Source organism: Clostridioides sp. ES-W-0018-02, assembly GCF_020658175.1.
In the GTDB taxonomy this organism is placed as follows: Bacteria; Bacillota; Clostridia; order Peptostreptococcales; family Peptostreptococcaceae; genus Clostridioides.
On the sequence record NZ_JACVVY010000001.1, the window covers coordinates 758,276 to 780,094 of the forward strand.

Below are 21,819 nucleotides of genomic sequence, written 5' to 3' on the forward strand. Positions count from 1 at the left end.
AATTACACCATATAAAGCTTAACCTATTTTTTAATAGTAATCTTCTACTATATTTTAACATATAGATATTAATGTTAACAAATTTATAATTATATATTATTTTAAATATTCAATAATATAAAGTATATTAACATTGCTTTTTTAAAAACTTTAGTATAAAATCATATTAAATAAATTTTCTGAAATGATAGAATATTGCAATCTATAAAAAACATACTTAATAACATATAGCATTGTATTATAAATATATCGTTTTATTTTGTAGGGGGAGTGATTTAAAATGCCAATAAAACCAAGAAAAATATCTATTGTAGGTTCAGGTCATGTTGGTTCACACTGTGGATTTAGTTTGATAACTCAAGGAGTTTGTGATGAACTCTTTATGATTGATATTGATGAAGCTAAAGCAAAGGCTCAAGCTTTAGATTTAGCTGATGCGGTTTCCTATCTTCCACATAAAGTACATATAGAAAAAGGAACTTTTAATGATTGTAAGGATTCTGATATCGTAGTGATAAGTGTTGCAGATTCTTCAGAAGGTCCTTTACGCAGACAAAACACAACTAGGTTAGACTTACTAAAACCAACTATTGGGATGATAAAATCTATAGTAAAACCTATAATTGATTCTGGATTTGATGGTATATTTATCGTTATTTCTAATCCAGTTGATGTAGTTACAAATTATATCTGGGAAAAGTCTGGTTTCCCTAAAAACAGAGTTATTGGAACTGGAACAGCTTTAGACTCAACAAGACTTAGAAGACTCTTATCTGAAGAAACTGGAATCGCTCAACAATCAATACAGGCTTACTCAATGGGTGAACATGGAGATTCTCAAATAGTTCCTTGGTCTCATGTTTCAATTGGTGGCAAACCAATTTTAGATATGATGAAGGATAATCCAGATACTTATGGCAAATTAGACTTACCATCAATAGTTGAAAAAAACAAGAAAACAGGTATAGGCATAATAAATGGCAAAGATTGCACAGAGTTTGGAATAGGAACTGCTTTAGTAGAAATTGTAAAGGCTATACTACATAATGAGAAAAAGATTTTACCAGTCTCTACATTATTAGAAGGTCAATACAATGAAGAAAATGTATTTGCAGGTGTTCCTTGTATTATAGGAAAAAGTGGGATTGAGGGAATTGTTGAAATCAATTTAACTAATGATGAGCAAGAAGGATTTAGTAAATCTTGTTCTGTTTTAAGAGACCATATTGCACTTTCAAAGACTATTTAGTTTTAAATCTATACGATTTATTCTTTAATTAACTTATTTAGATACTCTATAATTATTATAGAGTATTCTCATATGTATACATAAAACAAATTGTAAGGAGATGTTAAATTTGTCAATAAAACCAAGAAAAGTATCAATAATAGGAACTGGTCATGTCGGTTCACATTGTGGATTTAGTTTAATAACTCAAGGTGTTTGTGATGAACTACTGATGATTGATATAGATGAAAATAAAGCAAAGGCTCAAGCTTTAGATTTATCAGATGCAGTTTCTTATCTTAAACATGCTACAAAAATAAAAAGTGGAACACTTGATGATTGTAAAGATTCTGATATTGTAGTAATAAGTGCAGGTCCATTACCTGAAAAAAATCAGACTAGATTGGATACTCTTGAGTCTACAGTCAACATTGTAAAAACAATTGTAAAACCTATTGTTGATTCTGGATTTGATGGTATATTTATTGTAATTTCAAATCCAGTTGATATAATTTCTGATTATATTTGGAAAGTTTCTGGATTTTCTAAAAATAAAGTTTTGGGTACAGGCACTGCACTCGATTCTTCGAGACTTAGAAGGCTTTTATCTGAGGAAACAAATCTTCCTCAACAATCAATACAAGCTTATTCTATGGGTGAACATGGAGATTCTCAGATGGTTCCTTGGTCTCATGTTTCAATTGGTGGTAAACCATTATTTGATATTATGAAAGAAAATCCTAACACTTATGGAAAATTAAACTTAGATGAATTAACTGAAAAAACAGCTAGAGCTGGTTGGGATGTACTTTATGGCAAAGGTTCTACTGAATTTGGTATTGGTACTGCTTTAACAGAAATAGTAAAGACAATTTTTCATAATGAAAGAAAAATCCTTCCTGTTTCTACTTTATTAGATGGTCAGTATGGGCAAAAAGATGTGTTTGCTGGTGTTCCTGCCATAATTGGCATAAATGGAGTTGAGTCTATAGTAGAAATTAATTTAACTGATGATGAACAAAAAAAATTCAATAAATCATGTACTATTTTAAAAGAATACATTAAAATTGCTAAGGATATTTAGATTAATACCATATTAGAATACATATTTAAGTTAATAGCATATTTTAAGTGTATCTCAAATTTAATATTGAAAGCAGGTAAATTTCTTATGATAAAAAATTATCTTAATAAACCTTAAATTTAAATCATAAATACCTGCTTTTATCTTTCAATATTAAAATATTAATTTATCTTTTCCCATCAAATTTTATAACTTTACTTTTTTTCTTTGTATTTTGAGATAGGAGTCCATTTTTCAATCCCATCAATAATTCTAGGTCTTCTGGATAAAGACTTATTCCTATATCTCCTAAATTTGATACTATATTGTCTGTGTTCATTATTTTGTTTTCTATCAGTAATTCGACTGCTTTTTTTAAATATACTGGACTTACACCCTTCATTTTATCTAATGGTTCTTCTATTAACCATCCTCGTTTATCCATTTCGCTCATAAGATAATTATACTTTTTATAGCTTATCTCACCTAAATTGTATGCTCTAAAAATCATAACAGATATAGGTACAATCCATTTTTGCTTTAGTTCTACATAATAATCTAGGTCTTCTGGATAAACCAAGTCTTCTAAAAAAGTCTCTCTTGGAAGCAAAAATGCACAGGCATATTCATCTGCTAAGAATTGCTTATTTGGTATTCCCAATTGACTTGATATTATATATCCAAGCTCATAGGCTAAATCATAGTTTCTAATTGATGCTGATTTTTTATCATTCCCAAGAGATATTAGATATTTAGTTTCTTTACCTATTCTCTGTTTTTGAGTAAATACGGTTGCTCCTTTTCTATCTACATTCATTCCTGATATTATAATCCCATTAGCCTCTAATAAACTTACCATATTTACTATTGGATTGTTGTTTAAATTCCAAAGTTCTCTAGTCTTATTAGCAAGACTTTCTATATCATTTATATTAACATCCTTAATTAGTTTTCTATTTGGTAAGTTTTCTTTTGGAAATTTTATATAACTTTCCATAAACGAGTATATTTTATGAATGATTATTATTTTTTCTCTATAAGAAATTTCCTCCACTCTAGGAAGTTTAGATTGAGGATTAAAATGACTATCTTCCACAATAACATTTATACTTTCGTTTTTATAAAAATACTCTTTTGGGAAGTTTAATATATTTGATAATTTTAATGCATTTTCAATATTTGGAACATACTTATTTTCTTCAAAAGCTTGTAAATCTTTTTTATTTATTTTAGTTTCTTTAGATAACTGCTCTAGAGTTTTAGCTCTAAAAACTCTAGCTGATTTTAATCTTTTTCCATTAAAGTCTTTTAAATTCATTTGTTTTCTCTCTTTCAAAAATTAAATTCTTTAGTCATACAAATATAAATTATAACATTACAATTAATAATTTATCATATTATTGGCAAAAAAACAAAAGATGAAAACATAAATTTATATTTCCATCTCTAATCTGAATATATGATATAACTAGTTTTAATTATTTAAAAAGCTCTAAATATTCTCCATATCCTAATTCTTCCATGTCTTTTTTAGGTATAAACTTAAGAGAAGCAGAATTTATACAATACCTTAAACCTCCAAGTTCCTTTGGCCCATCATCAAAAACATGACCTAGATGAGAATTTCCTTTAGCACTTCTTACTTCAACCCTATACATGCCTTGTGAAAAATCACTTCTTTCAATTATAGACTTATCTATAACTGGCTTTGCAAAGCTAGGCCATCCACATCCTGCATCAAATTTATCCTTTGAAGAAAATAAAACCTCTCCACTTACTATATCCACATAGATACCTTCTTCATTATTATCATAATATTCATTTTCAAAAGGTACTTCTGTCATGTCATTTTGAGTAACTTCAAATTGAATAGGAGTTAAAGTCTTTTTTAACGCTTCCCTATCTACATTATTTCCATCCCAATAACTTTTTACAAAATTATATCTTCCTGAACCTTTATAATACATATTATAATTTAATGGTCTTTTTTTATAATAATCTTGATGATTTTCTTCTGCTTCGTAAAATTTAGTTGCTGGAATTATTTCAGTAACTATTTTACTATCAAATATTTTACTATTTTCTAAGCTTTCTTTTGACTTCAAAGCTGTATTTTTTTGCTCTTCATCATGATAAAATATAGCAGTTTTATATTGAGTTCCTCTATCACCAAATTGTCCACCATCATCCGTAGGATTAATTTGTTTCCAAAATATATTTAAAAGTTCATCATAACTTATTATATTATCATCATAAGTTATTTGAATAGCTTCAACATGGCCAGTTGTTCCTGAACATACTTCTTGATATGTAGGATTTTCAACATGACCAGATGTATATCCAGAAACTACTTTTATAACCCCATCATATTTATCAAAAGGTTTTACCATACACCAAAAACACCCACCTGCAAAAGTAGCAAGTTTTATCATTTTCATCACTCCTTAAAAAAATTATATTTTATTTATTCCCTAAGAAGTAACTTAATAATCTTGTATTTTATTATTTTTTACTTTATTTAGAAAATACTATATGATATTAAAGTATTTAAAATTACAAAATCTTTTATCAAAATTATAAACTATAAAAATTTTCTACTTATAAATATAATGAAAAACTATACCTAATTTTTATAAAAACCTTTTTTATTTATCCATTCAAATGCATCTTTTATATCACAGTTTTCACCTAGAGATATTAAATATTCTAGTGAATCACAATCATCCATAGCTACATCTCTCTCCATTTTAGGATTTAACCTATAGTAATTATCTCCAAGAAGTTTTTGAGAAAATAGTTGACTCATTTGAGAGTTCCCTTCTAGTGTAACAGATATAATTGGTAAGTCTGGCTCCTTATTGATTATCCAGTCAATAGCTCCCCATTCAGTTGTATCTGTCTTTATACTATTATATACATATCCAGTCCCTATAGAAAAAAGTCTTGTATTTTTATAATTTAGCTTAAGTCCACTGTCAATTGAATAAACTATACATGCTAAACTTGGGTCAGTTGCTATTATACCACCATCAACATGACAATTATAGGTTGGAAAGAATACTGGTGCAGCACTACTTGCCATTGCTACATCCACAACTTTACTAGTTTTATTAAGAGAATTTGGCATATTATTATAAAATACAGGCTTCCATGAATGTTCTTCATTACCTATATAAAAGCTTGGTACCATGACTAATTTACTTAAATCTTTCAATTCTAAGTCTTCTGGAAATATACTTAGTAAAATTTCCTTTAAATTTTTATTTTCATACTTTGGTCTGAGCATTTCTGCATAACTTTTGTTGAAAATATACTTTGAATTTTCAATTGAATAGAGAGTCTTTATCTCTTTTGGGCTTACACCATATGCAAGCCCTAATGCAATCAAACTGCCTGTAGATGTTCCTCCAAACATATTTATGTTATTTAACAAACTTGGATACTCCTCTACTATTCTCTCAAGTATGGATATACTTAATGCTCCCTTTAATCCACCACCATCGAATGTTAATATATTAAAATTCGAATTTTTCATATATACATACCCCCATATAAAATGCCTTATATATTTTAAATTTTAGTTAAAATAATTACACTATAATATATATATATTATGCAAATTCTATATTACAAAGTTCCTCTTTCTATAATTAAATTCAGTATCCTGCACTATTAAAACTATACTTTTTATTTGTTTGTACTATACACATATTTTAAGTATTATAAGTTTAAAAGTATGATTTATTATAAATATTTAAAAGTATGATTTATTATAAATAATTGATTAAAATAATATATACTTTAGTAATAGACCATAAAAATATAAATAAGGGTTGACCTTATACAAAGCCACCCCTTATTTATGTTAATTATAATTAATCTTAATAATACTTTGATTATAAAATTTATACCTTATCAGCTAAGCGTATTTTCTTTATCCTAATATTTTTTTCATATCTTCTTCTGGAGTAGATATAGGAGTTAAAGCAAATTTCTCAACCAATATATTCAATACATTTTCAGACAAGAACGCTGGTAAAGAAGGTCCTATATAGATGTTTTTTATACCTAAGTAAAGCAATGTAAGAAGTACACAAACAGCTTTTTGTTCATACCATGATAGAACTATGCTAAGAGGTAATTCATTTACATCACATTCAAAAGCATTTGCCAATGAAATAGCCACTTGAATTGCACTGTAAGTATCATTACATTGTCCCATATCCATTAAACGTGGTAAACCACCTATTTCTCCAAGATTTAAATCATTAAATCTATATTTTCCACATGCAAGAGTCAATATAACAGTGTCTTCAGGAGCTTGTTTTACAAATTCAGTATAATAATTTCTTCCAGGTTTTGCACCATCACAACCACCAACTAATAAAAAGTGTCTTATGTCACCATTTTTTACAGCTTCTACTACTGTATCTTGTACAGATGAAACTGTTCCTCTTGCAAAACCAGTAGTTAGCATATCACCTCCATTTATTCCAGTCATATGCATATCTTCTTTATATCCTCCAAGTTCAAGTGCTTTTTCTATTACACTAGAAAAATCTTTATCTTCTCCAATATGAACCATACCAGGATAAGCAACCACTTCTGTAGTAAATACTCTATCTCTATAACTATCCTTAACAGGCATTAAACAGTTTGTCGTAAATAGTATTGGAGCAGGTATATTGTCAAATTCTTTTTGTTGATTTTGCCATGCTGTACCAAAATTTCCTTTTAAGTGCTTATATTCTTTTAATTTTGGATATGCATGTGCTGGTAATAATTCTCCATGAGTGTATATGTTTATTCCCTTATCTTTTGTTTGCTCTAGCAATTTGTGTAAATCATAAAGGTCATGCCCTGTAACTACAATAAATGGACCTTTTTCAATTTTCATAGGTACTTGAGTTGGCTCTGGTGTTCCATAAGTTTCGGTATTTGCTCTATCAAGTAATTCCATACATTTTAAGTTTATTTCCCCAGTTTTCATTACAAATCCTAAAAGTTCATCACTAGATAAGTCTTCTCCAACTGCTATTAACCCTTCGTAGAAAAAGTCATTCACTTCTTTATCTGTATATCCAAGTACCATTGCATGATAAGCATAAGCAGCCATCCCTCTTAATCCAAATAAAATTAATGATTTTAATGAACGTATATCTTCATTATCATTCCATAAATTCTTCATATCATAGTTATCATTTCTACTACAAGTTGTTGAGCAATCTGAACATCTAGGTACAAGTTCACTTTTTGCTAGTTCAATTTTTTCAATTTGTCTTTTTATAGCTTCATCATCAAAACTTACATTTGTTACAGTAGTAAACAATCCTTCTATCATAACTTTATCTGTTTCTCTTGTTGGTCTATTTTTATTTCCAACAGTTGCTCTTGAAAGTCCAATTAATACTCCTGTAAGTTCATCTTGTAAATTAGCTGTTCCCCCTTTTTTACCACAAGCTCCATTTATAGTACATCCTTTACCACCAACTGTCTGTTCACATTGAAAACAAAACATATTCTCCATCTTTTATTCCTCCCATTTAATTTTATTTATTAAAATTTATTAAATTGTTTACGATTTACTTAATTAGATTTCTCCATCTACTATTTTCCCATCTACAGATATAGTAATTACTTGCCATGGTATCATCTTTCCACTATTTTGTAGGGCTGTTTTAACTGCATTTACGATACCACCACAACAAGGTACCTCCATACGTGTTACCACTATATTTTTAATATCATTTAATCTTAAAATTTCTGTAAGTTTTTCAGCATAATCAACTTCATCAAGTTTAGGGCAACCAATTAATGTAACCTTATTTTTCATAAATTTATTATGGAAATTTCCATATGCATATGCTGTACAGTCTGCTGCTATTAAAAGACTTGCATTCTTTAAATATGATGCATTAGCAGGTACTAGTTTTATTTGCACTGGCCACTGATTAAGCTGAGACTCTTGTGCCTCCATTACTATATTGTTATTTGTAGATATAGTATCTAAATCTTGTCTTTTTATAGACTTAGACTGAGAACCTGGACATCCACATGCTAAATTTTCTTTTTGTGCTCTCTTTGCTTCCATATTTGCTTTTACTGCTTCTTCATCATATTCTGCAGCCTCTCTATTTTCAAATGAAATTGCATTCGTTGGACAAGTTGGTAAACAATCTCCTAAACCATCGCAATAATCGTCTCTTAAAAGTTTTGCTTTTCCATTTACCATACCTATAGCTTCTTCATGGCAAGCTTCAACACATAATCCACAACCATTACATTTTTCTTCATTAATTTTAATTATTTTTCTAATCATTTATATCACCTCATAAAATTTTTTTGTTTAAAATACTACTTTACTAGATATTTATTTTTAAGACATAGGTCTTTTTTATTTTAGATTTTTGTATCAGGATTTTTATATCTCCTTGCTTTTATAAATTTAGTATAGTACAATGAAAAGAAATTATCGGTTGCATATGCAACAAGGAAGTGATTATTTGAAAAAATTTTTAGAAAAACATATAAATCTATTAAGAAGGATTTCTCTGTTTGAAGGGATTAAAGATGATGAACTTGAAGCAATGTTAGAATGTTTGGGTGTTACTGATAAGACTTATCCAAAAGATGACATAATATTTTCTGTAGGAAATGAAGTGACTTCTATTGGAATTATGCTTAAGGGAAGTGCACACATAATAAAAGAAGATATTGAAGGTAATAGAAATATTGTGGCTGAACTTTTACCTGGTGATTTATTTGGAGAGGTGTTTGCTTGCACTAGACTACATAAAAGTACTGTAACAGTAGTGACAACATCTTCATGTGAAGTTCTATTTATAAAGTTTAAAAGTGTGACTGGTATTTGCTCGTCTACATGTGAATTTCACAATAGACTTGTTGAAAATATGTTACAATTAATAGCTGAAAAAAATATTTTACTTCATAACAAAATAGAGTTGCTTTCTTGTAAAACAACTCGTGAAAAATTGCTCATGTACTTTTCAAATCAAATAGAGAGAACGGGTAACTATAAGTTTACAATCCCTTTTTCAAGAAATGAAATGGCTGACTTTTTATGTGTTGATAGAAGTTCTATGTCAAGAGAACTTGGAAAAATGAGAGATGAAGGTCTATTATCTTTTAACAAAAATAAGTTTGAAATCTTTTGTTTCCAAAATAAGTTTGATATTTAAACTTATATGATTCAATACACATAATTTTAATTAATTCAAATTATAGGCATTACGTCTAAATCTAGAATTTATATTTTTACTCAAAAAGTTAATAGATATCTTAATTATATAAATTAAGATATCTATTAATTTTGTATGTTAATTAGCTTACTTTTATGAAAGTATCTCATATGTCTTAAGACATACTTCAATTATATGTTTTTAATTAAATACTTCTTCTTTCCTAATAATATTTAAAAATTTTGCCGTTCTTTCATTTTTTGGATTATTAAATATTTCATCAGGAGTTCCTTCTTCAGCTATCACACCATTATCCATAAATATAATTTTATCAGCAACTTCTTTTGCGAAATTTATTTCATGAGTCACAATAAGCATTGTTATTCCATCTTTTGCAAGCGATTTTATAACACTTAAAACTTCTCCAACAAGTTCTGGGTCAAGTGCAGATGTTGGTTCATCAAATAATATTACATTTGGATTTACTGCCATCGCTCTAGCTATACCTATTCTTTGTTGCTGACCTCCAGATAACTTTGATGGATAAAAATCTTTTCTATCTAACATCCCAACTTTTTCTATTAATTTTATCGAAATTTCTCTAGCTTCTTGTTTACTCTTTTTATGTACTACTATCAATGCTTCCATTACATTTTCTAATGCTGTTTTATTTTTAAATAGGTTATAATTTTGGAATACCATAGATGTATGTTTTCTTAAATTTGCTATATCCTTTTTTGTTGCTTTTTCTACATCTACTTTTACATCTCCAATCATTATTTTTCCTTTTGTAGGCTCAACTAAATAATTTAAACATCTAAGTAACGTAGATTTACCTGTTCCAGATGGACCAAGTATAGCTACTACTTCACTTTGATTTATTTCTAAATTTATACCTTTAAGAACTTCTGTACCTTTAAAACTTTTATGTAAATTCTCTACTTTTATCATTAGTATCCACCTTTTTTAATAAATATAATAGACTAATCACATATTTGATACTAAAAATTAATATGTTAATTTGAAATCTAAAAATAACTTAGTCATTTTATTTTTAAATAGAATATATTCTTATAATTATAATCTAACATTGACAAAGATAACCTACTGCAAGTTGTGCAAATAATGAAGATGCTGTGCTTAAACATTTTTCATCTATATTAAACTTGTTATTATGAAGTCTGTAATTTATATTTTTTTCTTTATTTCCTACCCCTATATACATAAATAAACCAGGTCTTTCCTTCATATAAATAGCAAAATCTTCACCTGTCATTGCTGAAAAATCAATCATTTCAATATTTTCATCTCCAAGTATTTTTAAAGCACTTTTTCTTCTAAGATAATAACGCTACTATCGTTCCTATAATTAATGAAAATATCAGTGAGCTTATTGCTAAAATCACAGTTACATTGAATGATTTCATTATTATTGGAAATAATTCCAAAAAATATTTCATGTTAAAAATCATAAAATAAGTCCCCCTCACTTAATGTTGTTTTTTGCAAACTTTTGTCACATATTAAATTATAATAGAATTTTATTTATTTTTCCAATAGAAAAAAACTATTTCCTTACCCACTTATATAGCCCTTTTTAATATCAAATTTATTTAATATGATTGGGCTGTCTAACTCGTTTTTATAAAATTAAAACATATGAAAAAGTTGTAATATAGATATTTACATATCATTACTGCTATTGCAAATCAACCTCCGTGGAAGACTGTATATTAATCAATAAAAAATTAGATACGAAAAAATTTAGTAAAGAATTAAATATATCTCGTGTATCATTTACTTCAGAAGAATTATTATGGATGTAGTGATGGAACGAATACTGGATATATTAAAATAAAGACTGAGTATATATTAAATATTTTATTACCATATACTAAACATAAATATAGAGTTATCGAAACATCATGTCTAAATTTACTATAATTGACATAGTGTGCCTCCTAAATAATTAAATCATTATCTTCTTTTATCTTTATTGCCTTCTTAAATCCGTCTGAAATCACAAAACTCATAAGAGCAACCACAAAATATACAAGAGTTGGGACTGTAAAGTAAAATCCGAATCCTAAATCTAGGAACCTCATTCCTGTTCCAGTAGTACCGAAAGTTGAACTAAATTCTATAACAGAATTTAAAAGTAAAAGATAGCCAATAAGTCTAAATCTTTTTGCATTTTCATTTATGAATAAGCTATATTCAGAACTATTTAATATTTCTAACAATGACTTTACTATAATAAAATATGATACAACCAAAGAAAACCTTAACATACCAGATATAAAACTTTGTATAGTTGCTTCACCACTAAAACAAATATAACTAAAGCCTTTAATTCCTCCTACAGAAAGTACTAATGCTAAAAGAAAAAATAAAATTTGTAATATACCATTTAATAGATTTTTTATAAATTTATCAGACACTATATCAACTCCTTTAAAATATTTTATATATTATATACTACATCATACAATATCGTTTTTCAATAATTTTTTTATAATAAAAGATATATTTTTATTGTTAAAAATATAAAATATTTTAATTTCCTAAGTAAATATTTTAAGAGTAATTAAAATTATCTGTTGTTAGTGTAAGGTTTCTGATAATTAACACTATGAATATCTATATCTAGATTCCAATTTAAAAATTATTAATATCTAGATTTCAATTTAAAAATTATTAATATCTATATTAAAATTTATTAGATAAAAACCTAAATATAGTCACTAATTTTAAGTTATAATAAGTATATTAAAATCAATAAAAGGGAGTTTTAAATTTGAATGCTGAAAAAATAAATCAATATATTAGGTCAGTTAAACTAAACAGAAAAGGTATACATAGTATAAATGAATATCCATTTAATCTACCAATAGTAAAAAACTTATATCAACTTGAGTTTCATAAAAACGTAACTTTTATAATTGGTGAAAATGGAAGTGGAAAATCAACATTATTAGAAGCAATAGCTATTGAATATGGATTCAACCCTGAAGGTGGGACAAAAAACTTTGGCTTTAGTACTTATAATAGCCACTCTGAACTTCATAAATATATAACAATCACAAAAGGACCTAAAAAACCTAAGCAAAATTTTTTTTTGAGAGCTGAATCTTTTTATAATGTAGCTACTGCAATAGATAAAGCTTCTAGGTTTTCGTCAGGAATAAAAACTATAAACTATTATGGAGGAGTATCATTGCATGAACAATCTCATGGTGAATCCTTCTTCTCATTATTTATTCATAAATTTTCTAAAGAAGGAATATATATATTAGATGAACCAGAGGCAGCACTTTCACCTGCTAGACAGATGGCTTTTATAACAAGATTACACGAATTAGTAACCCAAAATTGCCAATTCATCATAGCAACACACTCACCCATATTAATTTGTTATCCTAATTCAATCATCTATGAAATAAATGAGAATGGCATTAATAAAGTTAAATGCGAAGATAGTGAAAATTATCAACTTACTCAAGATTTTTTAAATCATAAAGAAAAATTCTTAAACATGTTAATTGATTAGTAATCCATAAGACAAACTTTTTAAAATAAAAATTTAAACTTCTAACTATCTCAATTTTTTATTTTATAAGTATATACATAAAAAGACTACATTAAATTAGTTATAATACAAATTTAATGTAGTCTTTTACAAAGTTCATTTTACATCTTAGTATAAATTATAATTTATAATTAATCTACTTCCATATTAAACTTTAATGCTCCTGTAGGACATACCATTACACAAGGTGCATCCATACCCCACTCATTTCGTTCAACACAACCATTACACTTGTTTGCTTTACCATCATTTCCATAAATCAAAGCTCCATATTCACAAGCTTTTTCACAAAGTTTACATCCTATACAATCTTGATTATCTAATATGACAAATTTATTTTCTTTTTTAAAACAATCTTTAGAACATACATCTACACATTTTGCTTCATCACAATGAACACATGATAATGAAAAATACTCTACCTTTTCTTTTTCTTCCACTGTAAATACATGTCTAAAAAATTCACCCTTATCTATGTCATTATCATTTTGGTCTATACAAGCAAGCAAACAAGCCCCACATGCTGTACATAACTCTTTATTGAATTCAAATAAACTTTTCATTATATCCCCCCAATTATTTATTCACTTTTTCAATCTTACACTTACAACTTCTATATGCAGGGAATCCACTATAAGGGTCAAAATTATCACAGATGATACTATTTACATCAGCTTCTCTATATCCATGATACATATGTATGTTTTTATATAAAACTCTATCAGTAACATTGACCTTAACATTCAAACTTCCTATTTTAGTAGTTATTTTTATATAATCTCCATTATTAATACCTAAGTCTTTTGCATCTAAACTAGAAATATCACAACTAGCCTCATTTTTTAATATTCTCGAAAGCTTAACATCATGAAGTCTTGAGTGTAATGCATTTGGAATTCTTGCACCTGATGTTAATAGGTAATTATACTCATCTATATCATCATTAAATTCTTTGTATGTTGGTAATGTATCTAATCCAAAATCTTTATATTTTTCAATAATTGTAGATTTTAATTCAAACTTAGATGTACTAGTATCATAACCTTCCATTGTATACGAACCTACCTCATATGATTTAAAATCTTTACATTTCAATGGTAAATCACTTTCTTTAAGTTCATCTACATCTACACAAGTTCCTTTAAACATATGTCTTATACTTGCTTCATAACCTGCTTTTAAGAAATCATCATCTATGTCCATAACATTTGCTAAGTCAGAAAGTATTTCTACATCTGATTTTGAATCATATAATGTATCAATTACTTTTTTCGTATATGTAATATATCCACCTTGATAACTCTTACATTCTTCTCTTTCAAAAGATGTGCATGCAGGTAAAAGTATATCTGCATATTTTGATGCATCTGTCATAAATAAATCTATATTGACAAAGAAATCTACAGTGTTTAGAGCGTTAAAAAGCCTACCTGAATTAGGAAACATTCTAGCATTTATACCATGACAAAACAATGCTTTTATTTCATAAGGTGTCTTTTCTTCTATTTGTCGAGTTAAATCCATAGCTTGAAATTGATTTACCATTTCATTCCAAAGAGGAAATCTTTCCCCACCAATTCTTTCATTTATATTTTTAGGTAGCACTTCTTTTACAAACTCTTTTTCTAATGTTTGAAATCCTCCTACCTTACCAGCAAAATAATCTTGTTTTGGTATGTTACCTCCAATTTTATCATAATTACCTGTTATAGCAGATAGAGACATCATTGCCCTATAATTTTGAAATCCATTTTGGTGATGAACTACTGGAGCAGCACTTTCATTTATACAAAATGGACCTTTCGATAACATCTCTACAGCTTTTACTATATCATCTTTAGAAACCCCTGTAATTTTGTTGACAGTATCTAAATCAAATAATTTTACATATTTCTTGTATTCATCAAACCCATGTACATGTTTTTCTATGTATTCTTTATCTATCAAATCTTTTTCTATAAATAAATTAGCCATTCCTAGAGCTAAAGCTCCATCAGTACCAGGCTTAACTCTCAAGTGCAAATCTGCTATTTTTTGAGTTGTTGGTGTTATCCTAGGGTCTACAATTATAAATTTTAAACCTTTTTCCTTTAGTTTACTTAAATTTACACTATTTAAAAATTTAGAGTAGTATGGATTAAACCCCCAACCTAAATAAGTATTTGCATTTTCCATATCCTGCATTGTAAAATTTCTCCCAGTTGCAACATTTCCAGCCATCTGTGCTGATGTTGAACAGGAGCTTGATTCTGTACCATAATTAGGAGAACCAAATGAAGATGCAAACCTTTGTAAAAACGGTCTATACCACTTTCCATACCCTGTAAAAAATGCTACATGTTTTGCTCCATATTCGTCTTTTATTTTATTTAATTTTCCCCCTATTTCACTATAAGCTTCTTCCCATGATATTGGCTTAAACTTTCCTTCACCTCTTTTTCCAATCCTCTTCAGTGGTGTTTTTATTCTATCTTCTCGATACATATATTCTCTATTACAAAGCCCCTTTGTACACAACAACCCTCTGTTCATTGGATGCTCTTTTGTTCCTTCTATTTTTATTACTTTGCCATCTTTGACATATGCATCAATTCCACAATGAATTCCTGGAGAACAAATATCACATAAAGTCTTCTTTATTTCTATTCCTGTTTCCTTACATGGTATCTTAGCCTTAATCAATTTATAACTATCCATATCAATATCTTCCTTTCCCAATGATAAATATAAAACACTATAATTATTATACATTCTTTTAATTTAAATATCATAAACTTAAAATATGTTTTTAATAATTAAATTTTATATACATTTATAAACTACTTAAATCATTATTTTTCACTCCTAGTTTACAGGAGATTACAATAAAAATCTAATAGCAAATTGTTATTTATATATATTTTGCAATAGATAAAAGCTATTTATATATGCTTTAATTTAAACACTGTATTTAGAGTGTAAATTGAATAGATTTAGATTATAATATATACAGTGAGGTAAGGTGAATAAAATGAAAATAGATATGATATATAAATTAATCAAAAGAAATACAGAACCATCAAGATGGTCAAGAGGTATAAAATACTATAGTAATCAATTAGTTGATTATATAGACATTGATATTGATGACTTACAAAATAACTTGCTAACATTTCGTGGTGGAGTCAATTCTGAGGATAATTATAGCTTTTATTTTAATTCAATAACAATAGATATAAAACACTTTAAAATAATTGAAAGTGACTGTAGTTGTGTTGATTGTCAATCAAATATTACAAATCGAGGCATCTTTATATGTAAACATCTAGTTGCTATTGTGATAAAAAGCCTAAAGCAAATAAAAAGTAAAAATGACATTCCTCCTGTTCTAATAGATATATTAGATGATGATAAAGATAAACTTTCTAAGACTGATTCTAAAGTCGGCTTGGACTTAAGTAAACAACTACTTTCTTTTTTAAATGATACTAAAAAAGAAAGAGTCAATTTAGATGTATTATTAAACATTGATTCAAACAAAGCAATTGCTGAGTTTAAAATTGGAATCGATAAAATGTATGTTTTAAAAAATATCACTGAATTTGCATATTCAAAACTTAATGGATATGAATTGGAGTTTGGAAAAAAATTTATTTATAATCCTAACATCCATTATTTTGCTGATGAAGATGAGAAGTTAATAGATATGATAGAAGAATATGGAACAAATCTTTCATATAATTTTTCTTCGTCATACTCAAAAAAGTTCATGGAAATAAATATGAGTTCTCTGAAACAATTTTTGAATGCTCTTAAGGACAAGGATTTTACTCTAATTTTTTCTAAGGAAGAATATCATCCAAAAGTATCAAGTGATATTTTACCAATAAAATTTAATTTTAAAAATATAGAAGATAAAATTGTCTTATCCTCCAAAGACTTACTACCTGTTCCACTTAGTAGAAAAGGTGATGTACTTTTATATGAGAATAATATCTACTTATTGTCTCATAAAAAGGCTCGAGATTATTCAAAAATCTATCAAGTATTATCAAAATCTAAGGAATTAAAATTTGATAAAGAAGACTCTAAAGATGTTTTAGGGCTATTAGTGCCTAAATTAAAGTCAATATCCAAAGAAGTTTATTTGGATGAAAACATAAAAAATAATATAGCAAATAATTTTGAAACAGAGTTTTACTTTGATATAATTGATGGCAATGTATGTTGCGACATAAAGTATATCTATGATGATGAAGGTGGTAAAAAATTTATACTTCCCAATATACAAAAGGAGGCTAAAATTGAAAATAAAATGCTTTCTTCACAATTTGTAAAAGAAAATAACAGATATACATTTAAAGGAACTGACTATGACCTATTTACATTTTTAGATTTACAGTTAGAATCTTTAAAGGAATTTGGAGATATCTATTATTCTGAAAAGTTTAAATTGAAGAAAATATATAATTCTTCATCAATTCAAGCTTCAATTAATCAAACTAATCAAAATTATCTAGAATTTAATTTTAATATATCTGATATAAATCCAAAAGAGTACAAAGATATTCTAAAAGCTCTCCAAGAAAAACGTACTTTTTATAAGCTAAAAGATGGAAGTTTTATAGACTTATCAGAAAAAGAAACTAAAGATTTTTTTGAACTGGTTGAAAATTTGGATGTAATTGATAAATCAAAAGATAATAAAATTCATAATAATAAAGCTCTATATATAAATGAAATGATAAAAGGTAAAGATTTAAAATTTATAACTGGTAAAAATGAATTAGAAAATACATGTGCTAAATTTAGAAATTTTAATGTTATAAATTCAGAAATTCCAAGTAATTTAAAAGCAAATCTACGTGACTACCAAATAAATGGTTTTAATTGGTTTAAAGTTTTAGATTTTTATAAATTTGGTGGTATATTAGCTGATGAAATGGGTCTTGGAAAAACAATACAAACTATTACATTTTTACTATCTGTATTCAATAAAAAAAGTATTATTGTTACGCCAACATCACTTATTTATAATTGGAAAAATGAATTTGAAAAATTTGCTCCAGATATAAAAGTTCTATTGATACATGGAAATAAAAAAGATAGAGAAAAGTGCTTTAGAGAAATAAACGATTTTAATGTAGTCCTTACAACATATGGTACTCTTAGAAATGACTTAGAAAAATATAATGAAATAATTTTTGATTATTGTGTAATAGATGAGGCTCAAAACATTAAAAATCCAGTGGCTTTAGTAACAGAAGCTGTAAAAAATATAAATGCCAAAAATAAATTTGCACTTACTGGTACACCTATGGAAAACAATTTAGTAGAGTTATGGTCTATATTTGATTTTATAATGCCTGGATATTTATATAGTAGAGGAAAATTTCAAGAGTTATTTATAAATAAAGAAGATAATGTTGAAAATTTAAAAAGACTTATAAAGCCTTTTATTCTTAGAAGAAGTAAAAAAGAAGTAATGAAAGAACTCCCAGACAAGATTGAGAAAAACTTTTTTGTTGAATTAAATAAGGAACAGAAAAAAATATATAGTGTGTATGCAAAAGATATACAAGATAAAATGAAAGATAAAAATCTTAAGAAAGATAAAATAGTTATTTTCTCTTATTTAACTAAACTAAGACAGCTTTGTTTAGACCCAAGTATAGTGGTAAAAGATTATAATAAAAAAAGTTCAAAAATAGAAACATGTCTAGAAATACTTAGAGATAGTATAAATGAAAATCACAAGATATTATTATTTTCACAATTTACATCTGTCCTTAAAAATATAGGCAAGGAACTTGATAAGTGTAAAATTGCATATCACTATATAGATGGTAAAACTAATGCTAAAGAAAGGCTTGAACTTGTAGATAAATTTAATAATAGTACTGACAAAAAAGTTTTTTTAATATCTTTAAAGGCAGGTGGTACAGGATTAAATCTTACAACTGCTGATATTGTAATTCACTTTGACCCATGGTGGAATCCATCAGTAGAAAATCAAGCTAGTGACAGAGCTCATAGATTCGGTCAAAAAAATGTAGTACAAGTTATAAAGTTAATTGCTAAAGGCACTATAGAAGAAAAGATAATAAAATTACAAGAAAATAAAAAAGAGCTTATAAATCAATTTATAAATGGAGAGCTTTCTAACGAAGGTGTATTAAGAAGTTTATCTGATAGTGAGATAATGGACTTGTTTAATTGAAGGTAAGATATATAGTAAGTAAAAATAAAATACTACTATGTTATTTGTAATTGATAAACAGGAGTTTCCTAAAATATAGGAAACTCCATAATATCTTAAGCTTTGCAAGTTATATATAAATCTTTCTTTGCTTATATATTAACCTTCTTTATAAATATACAATTAATCCAAACAATCCAGATAACACCATCATAAGTATAGGTCCAATCTTATATTTTCGTAAACAGTACAATGAACAACAAAATAAAATAACAGCTATAATATCTATATTTTTGAAAATATTGGTAGTATAATAATTTGAAGAACCAAAAAATGTCAACAATATAATTGTAAATCCTGCTGAGATGATTAATCCTAAAGAGGATGCTTTCAGTCCATTTAAAATTTCAAAAACAAATTTCGAATTCTTATATTTTTTAAAAAATCCATATAAAAACATAGAAATAATTATTCCTGATATTATACAACCAACTGTTGCTGATATAGCACCCTCAATTCCTGCCACTTGCATACCAACAAAAGTAGAAGTATTAACAGCTAATGGACCTGGAGTCATTTGAGAAATTGTAATAATATCAGTAAAAACCTTTTGTGTTATCCATCCTTGCTTAAAAACTACCTGTTCCTGTATAATTGGAATAATAGCATAACCACCACCTATACTAAACATTCCTATTTTCAAAAACGTAAAGAATAAATTTATAATCATATACTCTCCCCCTTTTTTCGAAGTTGAATATATATAGCAAATAAACAAATCAAACAACTTAAAAGTAATACGAGTATTACATTAATTTTAAGGAAAGTACAAGCAATAAATGAAAATGGTACTAATAGATTTAATAACATTGATTTTTCATTAAGAATCATTTTATACATATCTATAGTCAAATCTACAATCAATGCAGCAACGCATGCCTGCATACCTTTTAAGATTGCAATTATATAAATATTTGAAGAAAACGCAACATACCACCTTGAAACAAGTCCTAAAATTACTATAGGAGGTATAATTGAACAAATACAACTGATAATTACTCCTATAAATCCAGCTGTTCTTTTACCTGCTAAAATGCTTAAGTTGATTGCAATTGCTCCAGGTGAAGATTGAGCAATTGTAGCCATTTCCATAAGCTCTGATTCACTAAATATTTTTTTATCCATAACATAGTACTTTTTTATCATAGGAACAACAACGTATCCACCACCAAAAGTAAAGGCACTTATAAATAAATTTATATAGCAAAGCCATAAATACAATTTAATATTTTTTCTCATAATATTCCTTTCTATGTGCACATGGACATATTATAAATGTTGTAATGCTATTTGTAAAATGATAAAATATTGTTGCAGACATGAATTTAATTCATGAGTAAAGGAGTCTAATTATGAATTTTAAACATTGCATTATTTTTAGAGAAGTTGCAAGAGTAGAAAATTTCACTAAAGCTGCAAATAATCTATTTATTACACAATCAGCAGTTTCCCATGCAATAAGAGAGCTTGAGAATGAGGCTGAAACCAAATTATTTGAGCGATTACATAAAAGTGTTAAATTAACAAAAACAGGAGAACTTCTTTTACAAGAAATTTTGCCAATACTTGAAAATTTAGAAAATGTTGAATCAAGGATTAAAAACTTAGAGTGTGAAACGCCCATACATATTGCGTCTTGTATTACGTTTGCTCAAATATGGCTGCCTCAATTAATAAGGAGATTTCAAGAAATATCTCCAAATACTAAGATTAATGTTGAAGTTCATAGTGCATTAAAAGCATTAAAATTATTGAAACAAGGAAAGGTTGATATAGCTTTTATTGAAGGGAAAATCATACAAGGCGCATTAGAAATCAGAAAATTTTCTTCTTATGAATTATGCATTGTATCTTCACCAAGCTATTGCAATACTGCCGAGTTAAGTTTATCTCAACTATTGGGTATGGATTTACTATTACGAGAAAGAGGAAGTGCTGTACGTGAAACTTTTGAATCAGCTGTAACCTTGCAAGGTTACAAAGTACATGCAAGCTGGGAAAGTGTAGATTCACAATCCCTAATAGAAGCTACTAAAAATAGTTTAGGTGTTTCAATTCTTCCTAAAATTCTAGTTGAGCAAGAAATAGAAAAAGGAAACCTTATACAGATATTTATTCCTGATTTTAAACTTTTTAATGATATTACTGTAGTAATAAATAAAAATAAGTATAAATCTGCCTCATTAGAAAAACTATGTAAATTAATTTAGCATTTAAAAGGATACTTGATAAATTCTATGAGATACTCAAGTATCCTTTTTAAACAATGTTTGTTATTTTTTATAAGTCTCTCTTCCATTGTTTGTTATTCATTATTATATACAAAAACTTTTTAAATTACTTCTTAAGAAAACCTTTAGCTATTTTTAAGAAAGCAAGACCATTTGATAAAATTGCAGGATGACCAATTTATTAAAAAAGTATTATCAATACATAATAGATATGTCTAATTACATATTTTAATAACACCCTTTTTAAATTTTTTGTAATATAAATAAAAAT

General features: G+C 27.1%; 19 protein-coding genes. 6 read left to right on the plus strand and 13 right to left on the minus strand.

Annotation, left to right across the window (positions count from 1 at the left end):
* The first annotated feature begins 280 nt into the window (after positions 1-280).
* Both IC219_RS03520 and IC219_RS03525 read left to right on the plus strand, forming a co-directional pair.
* A complete protein-coding gene (locus IC219_RS03520; RefSeq protein ID WP_227434818.1) occupies positions 281-1,249 on the plus strand; it encodes an L-lactate dehydrogenase in 969 nt (322 codons plus the stop codon).
* Between the two features lie 109 nt (positions 1,250-1,358).
* The gene (locus IC219_RS03525; RefSeq protein WP_227434819.1) at positions 1,359-2,312 is read left to right on the plus strand and encodes an L-lactate dehydrogenase; all 954 of its coding nucleotides are present in this window, start codon (positions 1,359-1,361) and stop codon (positions 2,310-2,312) included.
* Between the two features lie 166 nt (positions 2,313-2,478).
* Here IC219_RS03525 and IC219_RS03530 read toward each other — a convergent pair whose 3' ends face one another.
* The 5 genes from IC219_RS03530 to IC219_RS03550 all read right to left on the minus strand — a co-directional run bounded on the left by IC219_RS03530 (position 2,479) and on the right by IC219_RS03550 (position 8,610).
* Complete coding sequence (locus tag IC219_RS03530; RefSeq protein ID WP_227434820.1) at positions 2,479-3,609, minus strand: XRE family transcriptional regulator; 1,131 nt, start codon at positions 3,607-3,609, stop codon at positions 2,479-2,481.
* 160 nt (positions 3,610-3,769) lie between these two features.
* The gene (gene msrA, locus IC219_RS03535; protein ID WP_227482529.1) at positions 3,770-4,723 is read right to left on the minus strand and encodes a peptide-methionine (S)-S-oxide reductase MsrA; all 954 of its coding nucleotides are present in this window, start codon (positions 4,721-4,723) and stop codon (positions 3,770-3,772) included.
* Positions 4,724-4,914: 191 nt separating this feature from the next.
* Positions 4,915-5,826 (minus strand): patatin-like phospholipase family protein, encoded by a 912-nt coding sequence (locus IC219_RS03540; RefSeq protein ID WP_227830613.1) that lies wholly within the window; start codon positions 5,824-5,826, stop codon positions 4,915-4,917.
* A 399-nt stretch (positions 5,827-6,225) separates the two neighbouring features.
* On the minus strand, positions 6,226-7,818 hold the full coding sequence (gene hcp, locus IC219_RS03545) for a hydroxylamine reductase (protein WP_227830614.1): 1,593 nt from the start codon (positions 7,816-7,818) through the stop codon (positions 6,226-6,228).
* 63 nt (positions 7,819-7,881) lie between these two features.
* Positions 7,882-8,610: a 4Fe-4S binding protein gene (locus IC219_RS03550; protein WP_227434824.1), complete on the minus strand. Its 729-nt coding sequence runs from the start codon at positions 8,608-8,610 to the stop codon at positions 7,882-7,884.
* A gap of 163 nt (positions 8,611-8,773) precedes the next feature.
* Between IC219_RS03550 and IC219_RS03555 the strand changes: the two genes are divergently transcribed.
* A complete protein-coding gene (locus IC219_RS03555; protein ID WP_227434946.1) occupies positions 8,774-9,490 on the plus strand; it encodes a Crp/Fnr family transcriptional regulator in 717 nt (238 codons plus the stop codon).
* A 201-nt stretch (positions 9,491-9,691) separates the two neighbouring features.
* On the opposite strand, the gene IC219_RS03560 is transcribed toward IC219_RS03555, so the two are convergent.
* The 4 genes from IC219_RS03560 to IC219_RS03570 all read right to left on the minus strand — a co-directional run bounded on the left by IC219_RS03560 (position 9,692) and on the right by IC219_RS03570 (position 11,931).
* Positions 9,692-10,441: an amino acid ABC transporter ATP-binding protein gene (locus IC219_RS03560; RefSeq protein WP_227830615.1), complete on the minus strand. Its 750-nt coding sequence runs from the start codon at positions 10,439-10,441 to the stop codon at positions 9,692-9,694.
* Between the two features lie 133 nt (positions 10,442-10,574).
* Positions 10,575-10,784, minus strand: coding sequence for a hypothetical protein (locus IC219_RS03565; RefSeq protein WP_227830616.1), 210 nt, complete (start codon positions 10,782-10,784; stop codon positions 10,575-10,577).
* Between the two features lie 43 nt (positions 10,785-10,827).
* A complete protein-coding gene (locus tag IC219_RS21625; protein ID WP_255612862.1) occupies positions 10,828-10,962 on the minus strand; it encodes a hypothetical protein in 135 nt (44 codons plus the stop codon).
* Positions 10,963-11,451: 489 nt separating this feature from the next.
* Positions 11,452-11,931, minus strand: coding sequence for a DUF2975 domain-containing protein (locus IC219_RS03570; RefSeq protein WP_227434827.1), 480 nt, complete (start codon positions 11,929-11,931; stop codon positions 11,452-11,454).
* A gap of 356 nt (positions 11,932-12,287) precedes the next feature.
* On the opposite strand from IC219_RS03570, the gene IC219_RS03575 reads away from it, so the two are divergent.
* On the plus strand, positions 12,288-13,040 hold the full coding sequence (locus IC219_RS03575; RefSeq protein ID WP_227830617.1) for an AAA family ATPase: 753 nt from the start codon (positions 12,288-12,290) through the stop codon (positions 13,038-13,040).
* A 170-nt stretch (positions 13,041-13,210) separates the two neighbouring features.
* Here the strand turns inward: IC219_RS03575 and IC219_RS03580 are convergent, their stop codons facing one another.
* A complete protein-coding gene (locus IC219_RS03580) occupies positions 13,211-13,642 on the minus strand; it encodes a 4Fe-4S dicluster domain-containing protein (protein WP_227830618.1) in 432 nt (143 codons plus the stop codon).
* Positions 13,643-13,655: 13 nt separating this feature from the next.
* On the minus strand, positions 13,656-15,830 hold the full coding sequence (locus tag IC219_RS03585; RefSeq protein WP_227830619.1) for a molybdopterin-dependent oxidoreductase: 2,175 nt from the start codon (positions 15,828-15,830) through the stop codon (positions 13,656-13,658).
* A gap of 259 nt (positions 15,831-16,089) precedes the next feature.
* Here IC219_RS03585 and IC219_RS03590 point away from each other — a divergent pair, with 259 nt between their 5' ends.
* The gene (locus IC219_RS03590) at positions 16,090-19,278 is read left to right on the plus strand and encodes a DEAD/DEAH box helicase (RefSeq protein WP_227482521.1); all 3,189 of its coding nucleotides are present in this window, start codon (positions 16,090-16,092) and stop codon (positions 19,276-19,278) included.
* Positions 19,279-19,426: 148 nt separating this feature from the next.
* On the opposite strand, the gene IC219_RS03595 is transcribed toward IC219_RS03590, so the two are convergent.
* Positions 19,427-19,987 carry a chromate transporter gene (locus IC219_RS03595; RefSeq protein ID WP_227830620.1) on the minus strand — a complete coding sequence of 187 codons (561 nt, stop codon included), beginning with the start codon at positions 19,985-19,987 and terminating at the stop codon, positions 19,427-19,429.
* Complete coding sequence (locus IC219_RS03600; protein ID WP_227824030.1) at positions 19,984-20,556, minus strand: chromate transporter; 573 nt, start codon at positions 20,554-20,556, stop codon at positions 19,984-19,986. Before IC219_RS03600 ends, IC219_RS03595 begins: the two co-directional genes overlap by 4 nt.
* Positions 20,557-20,669: 113 nt before the next feature.
* Between IC219_RS03600 and IC219_RS03605 the strand changes: the two genes are divergently transcribed.
* Entirely contained in the window at positions 20,670-21,527 is an 858-nt protein-coding gene (locus IC219_RS03605) for a LysR family transcriptional regulator (RefSeq protein WP_227830621.1), read from the plus strand.
* The last annotated feature ends 292 nt before the right edge of the window (positions 21,528-21,819 follow it).

What these genes read in the sequence shown, in the direction of transcription:
- IC219_RS03520 (WP_227434818.1), top strand. Translation starts at nt 281, where the DNA reads ATGCCAATAAAACCAAGAAAAATATCTATTGTAGGTTCAGGTCATGTT.
- IC219_RS03530 (WP_227434820.1), bottom strand. Translation starts at nt 3,609, where the DNA reads ATGAATTTAAAAGACTTTAATGGAAAAAGATTAAAATCAGCTAGAGTT.
- msrA (WP_227482529.1), bottom strand. Translation starts at nt 4,723, where the DNA reads ATGATAAAACTTGCTACTTTTGCAGGTGGGTGTTTTTGGTGTATGGTA.
- IC219_RS03540 (WP_227830613.1), bottom strand. Translation starts at nt 5,826, where the DNA reads ATGAAAAATTCGAATTTTAATATATTAACATTCGATGGTGGTGGATTA.
- hcp (WP_227830614.1), bottom strand. Translation starts at nt 7,818, where the DNA reads ATGGAGAATATGTTTTGTTTTCAATGTGAACAGACAGTTGGTGGTAAA.
- IC219_RS03550 (WP_227434824.1), bottom strand. Translation starts at nt 8,610, where the DNA reads ATGATTAGAAAAATAATTAAAATTAATGAAGAAAAATGTAATGGTTGT.
- IC219_RS03555 (WP_227434946.1), top strand. Translation starts at nt 8,774, where the DNA reads ATGCAACAAGGAAGTGATTATTTGAAAAAATTTTTAGAAAAACATATA.
- IC219_RS03560 (WP_227830615.1), bottom strand. Translation starts at nt 10,441, where the DNA reads ATGATAAAAGTAGAGAATTTACATAAAAGTTTTAAAGGTACAGAAGTT.
- IC219_RS03565 (WP_227830616.1), bottom strand. Translation starts at nt 10,784, where the DNA reads ATGATTGATTTTTCAGCAATGACAGGTGAAGATTTTGCTATTTATATG.
- IC219_RS21625 (WP_255612862.1), bottom strand. Translation starts at nt 10,962, where the DNA reads ATGATTTTTAACATGAAATATTTTTTGGAATTATTTCCAATAATAATG.
- IC219_RS03580 (WP_227830618.1), bottom strand. Translation starts at nt 13,642, where the DNA reads ATGAAAAGTTTATTTGAATTCAATAAAGAGTTATGTACAGCATGTGGG.
- IC219_RS03585 (WP_227830619.1), bottom strand. Translation starts at nt 15,830, where the DNA reads ATGTATAATAATTATAGTGTTTTATATTTATCATTGGGAAAGGAAGAT.
- IC219_RS03590 (WP_227482521.1), top strand. Translation starts at nt 16,090, where the DNA reads ATGAAAATAGATATGATATATAAATTAATCAAAAGAAATACAGAACCA.
- IC219_RS03595 (WP_227830620.1), bottom strand. Translation starts at nt 19,987, where the DNA reads ATGATTATAAATTTATTCTTTACGTTTTTGAAAATAGGAATGTTTAGT.
- IC219_RS03600 (WP_227824030.1), bottom strand. Translation starts at nt 20,556, where the DNA reads ATGAGAAAAAATATTAAATTGTATTTATGGCTTTGCTATATAAATTTA.
- IC219_RS03605 (WP_227830621.1), top strand. Translation starts at nt 20,670, where the DNA reads ATGAATTTTAAACATTGCATTATTTTTAGAGAAGTTGCAAGAGTAGAA.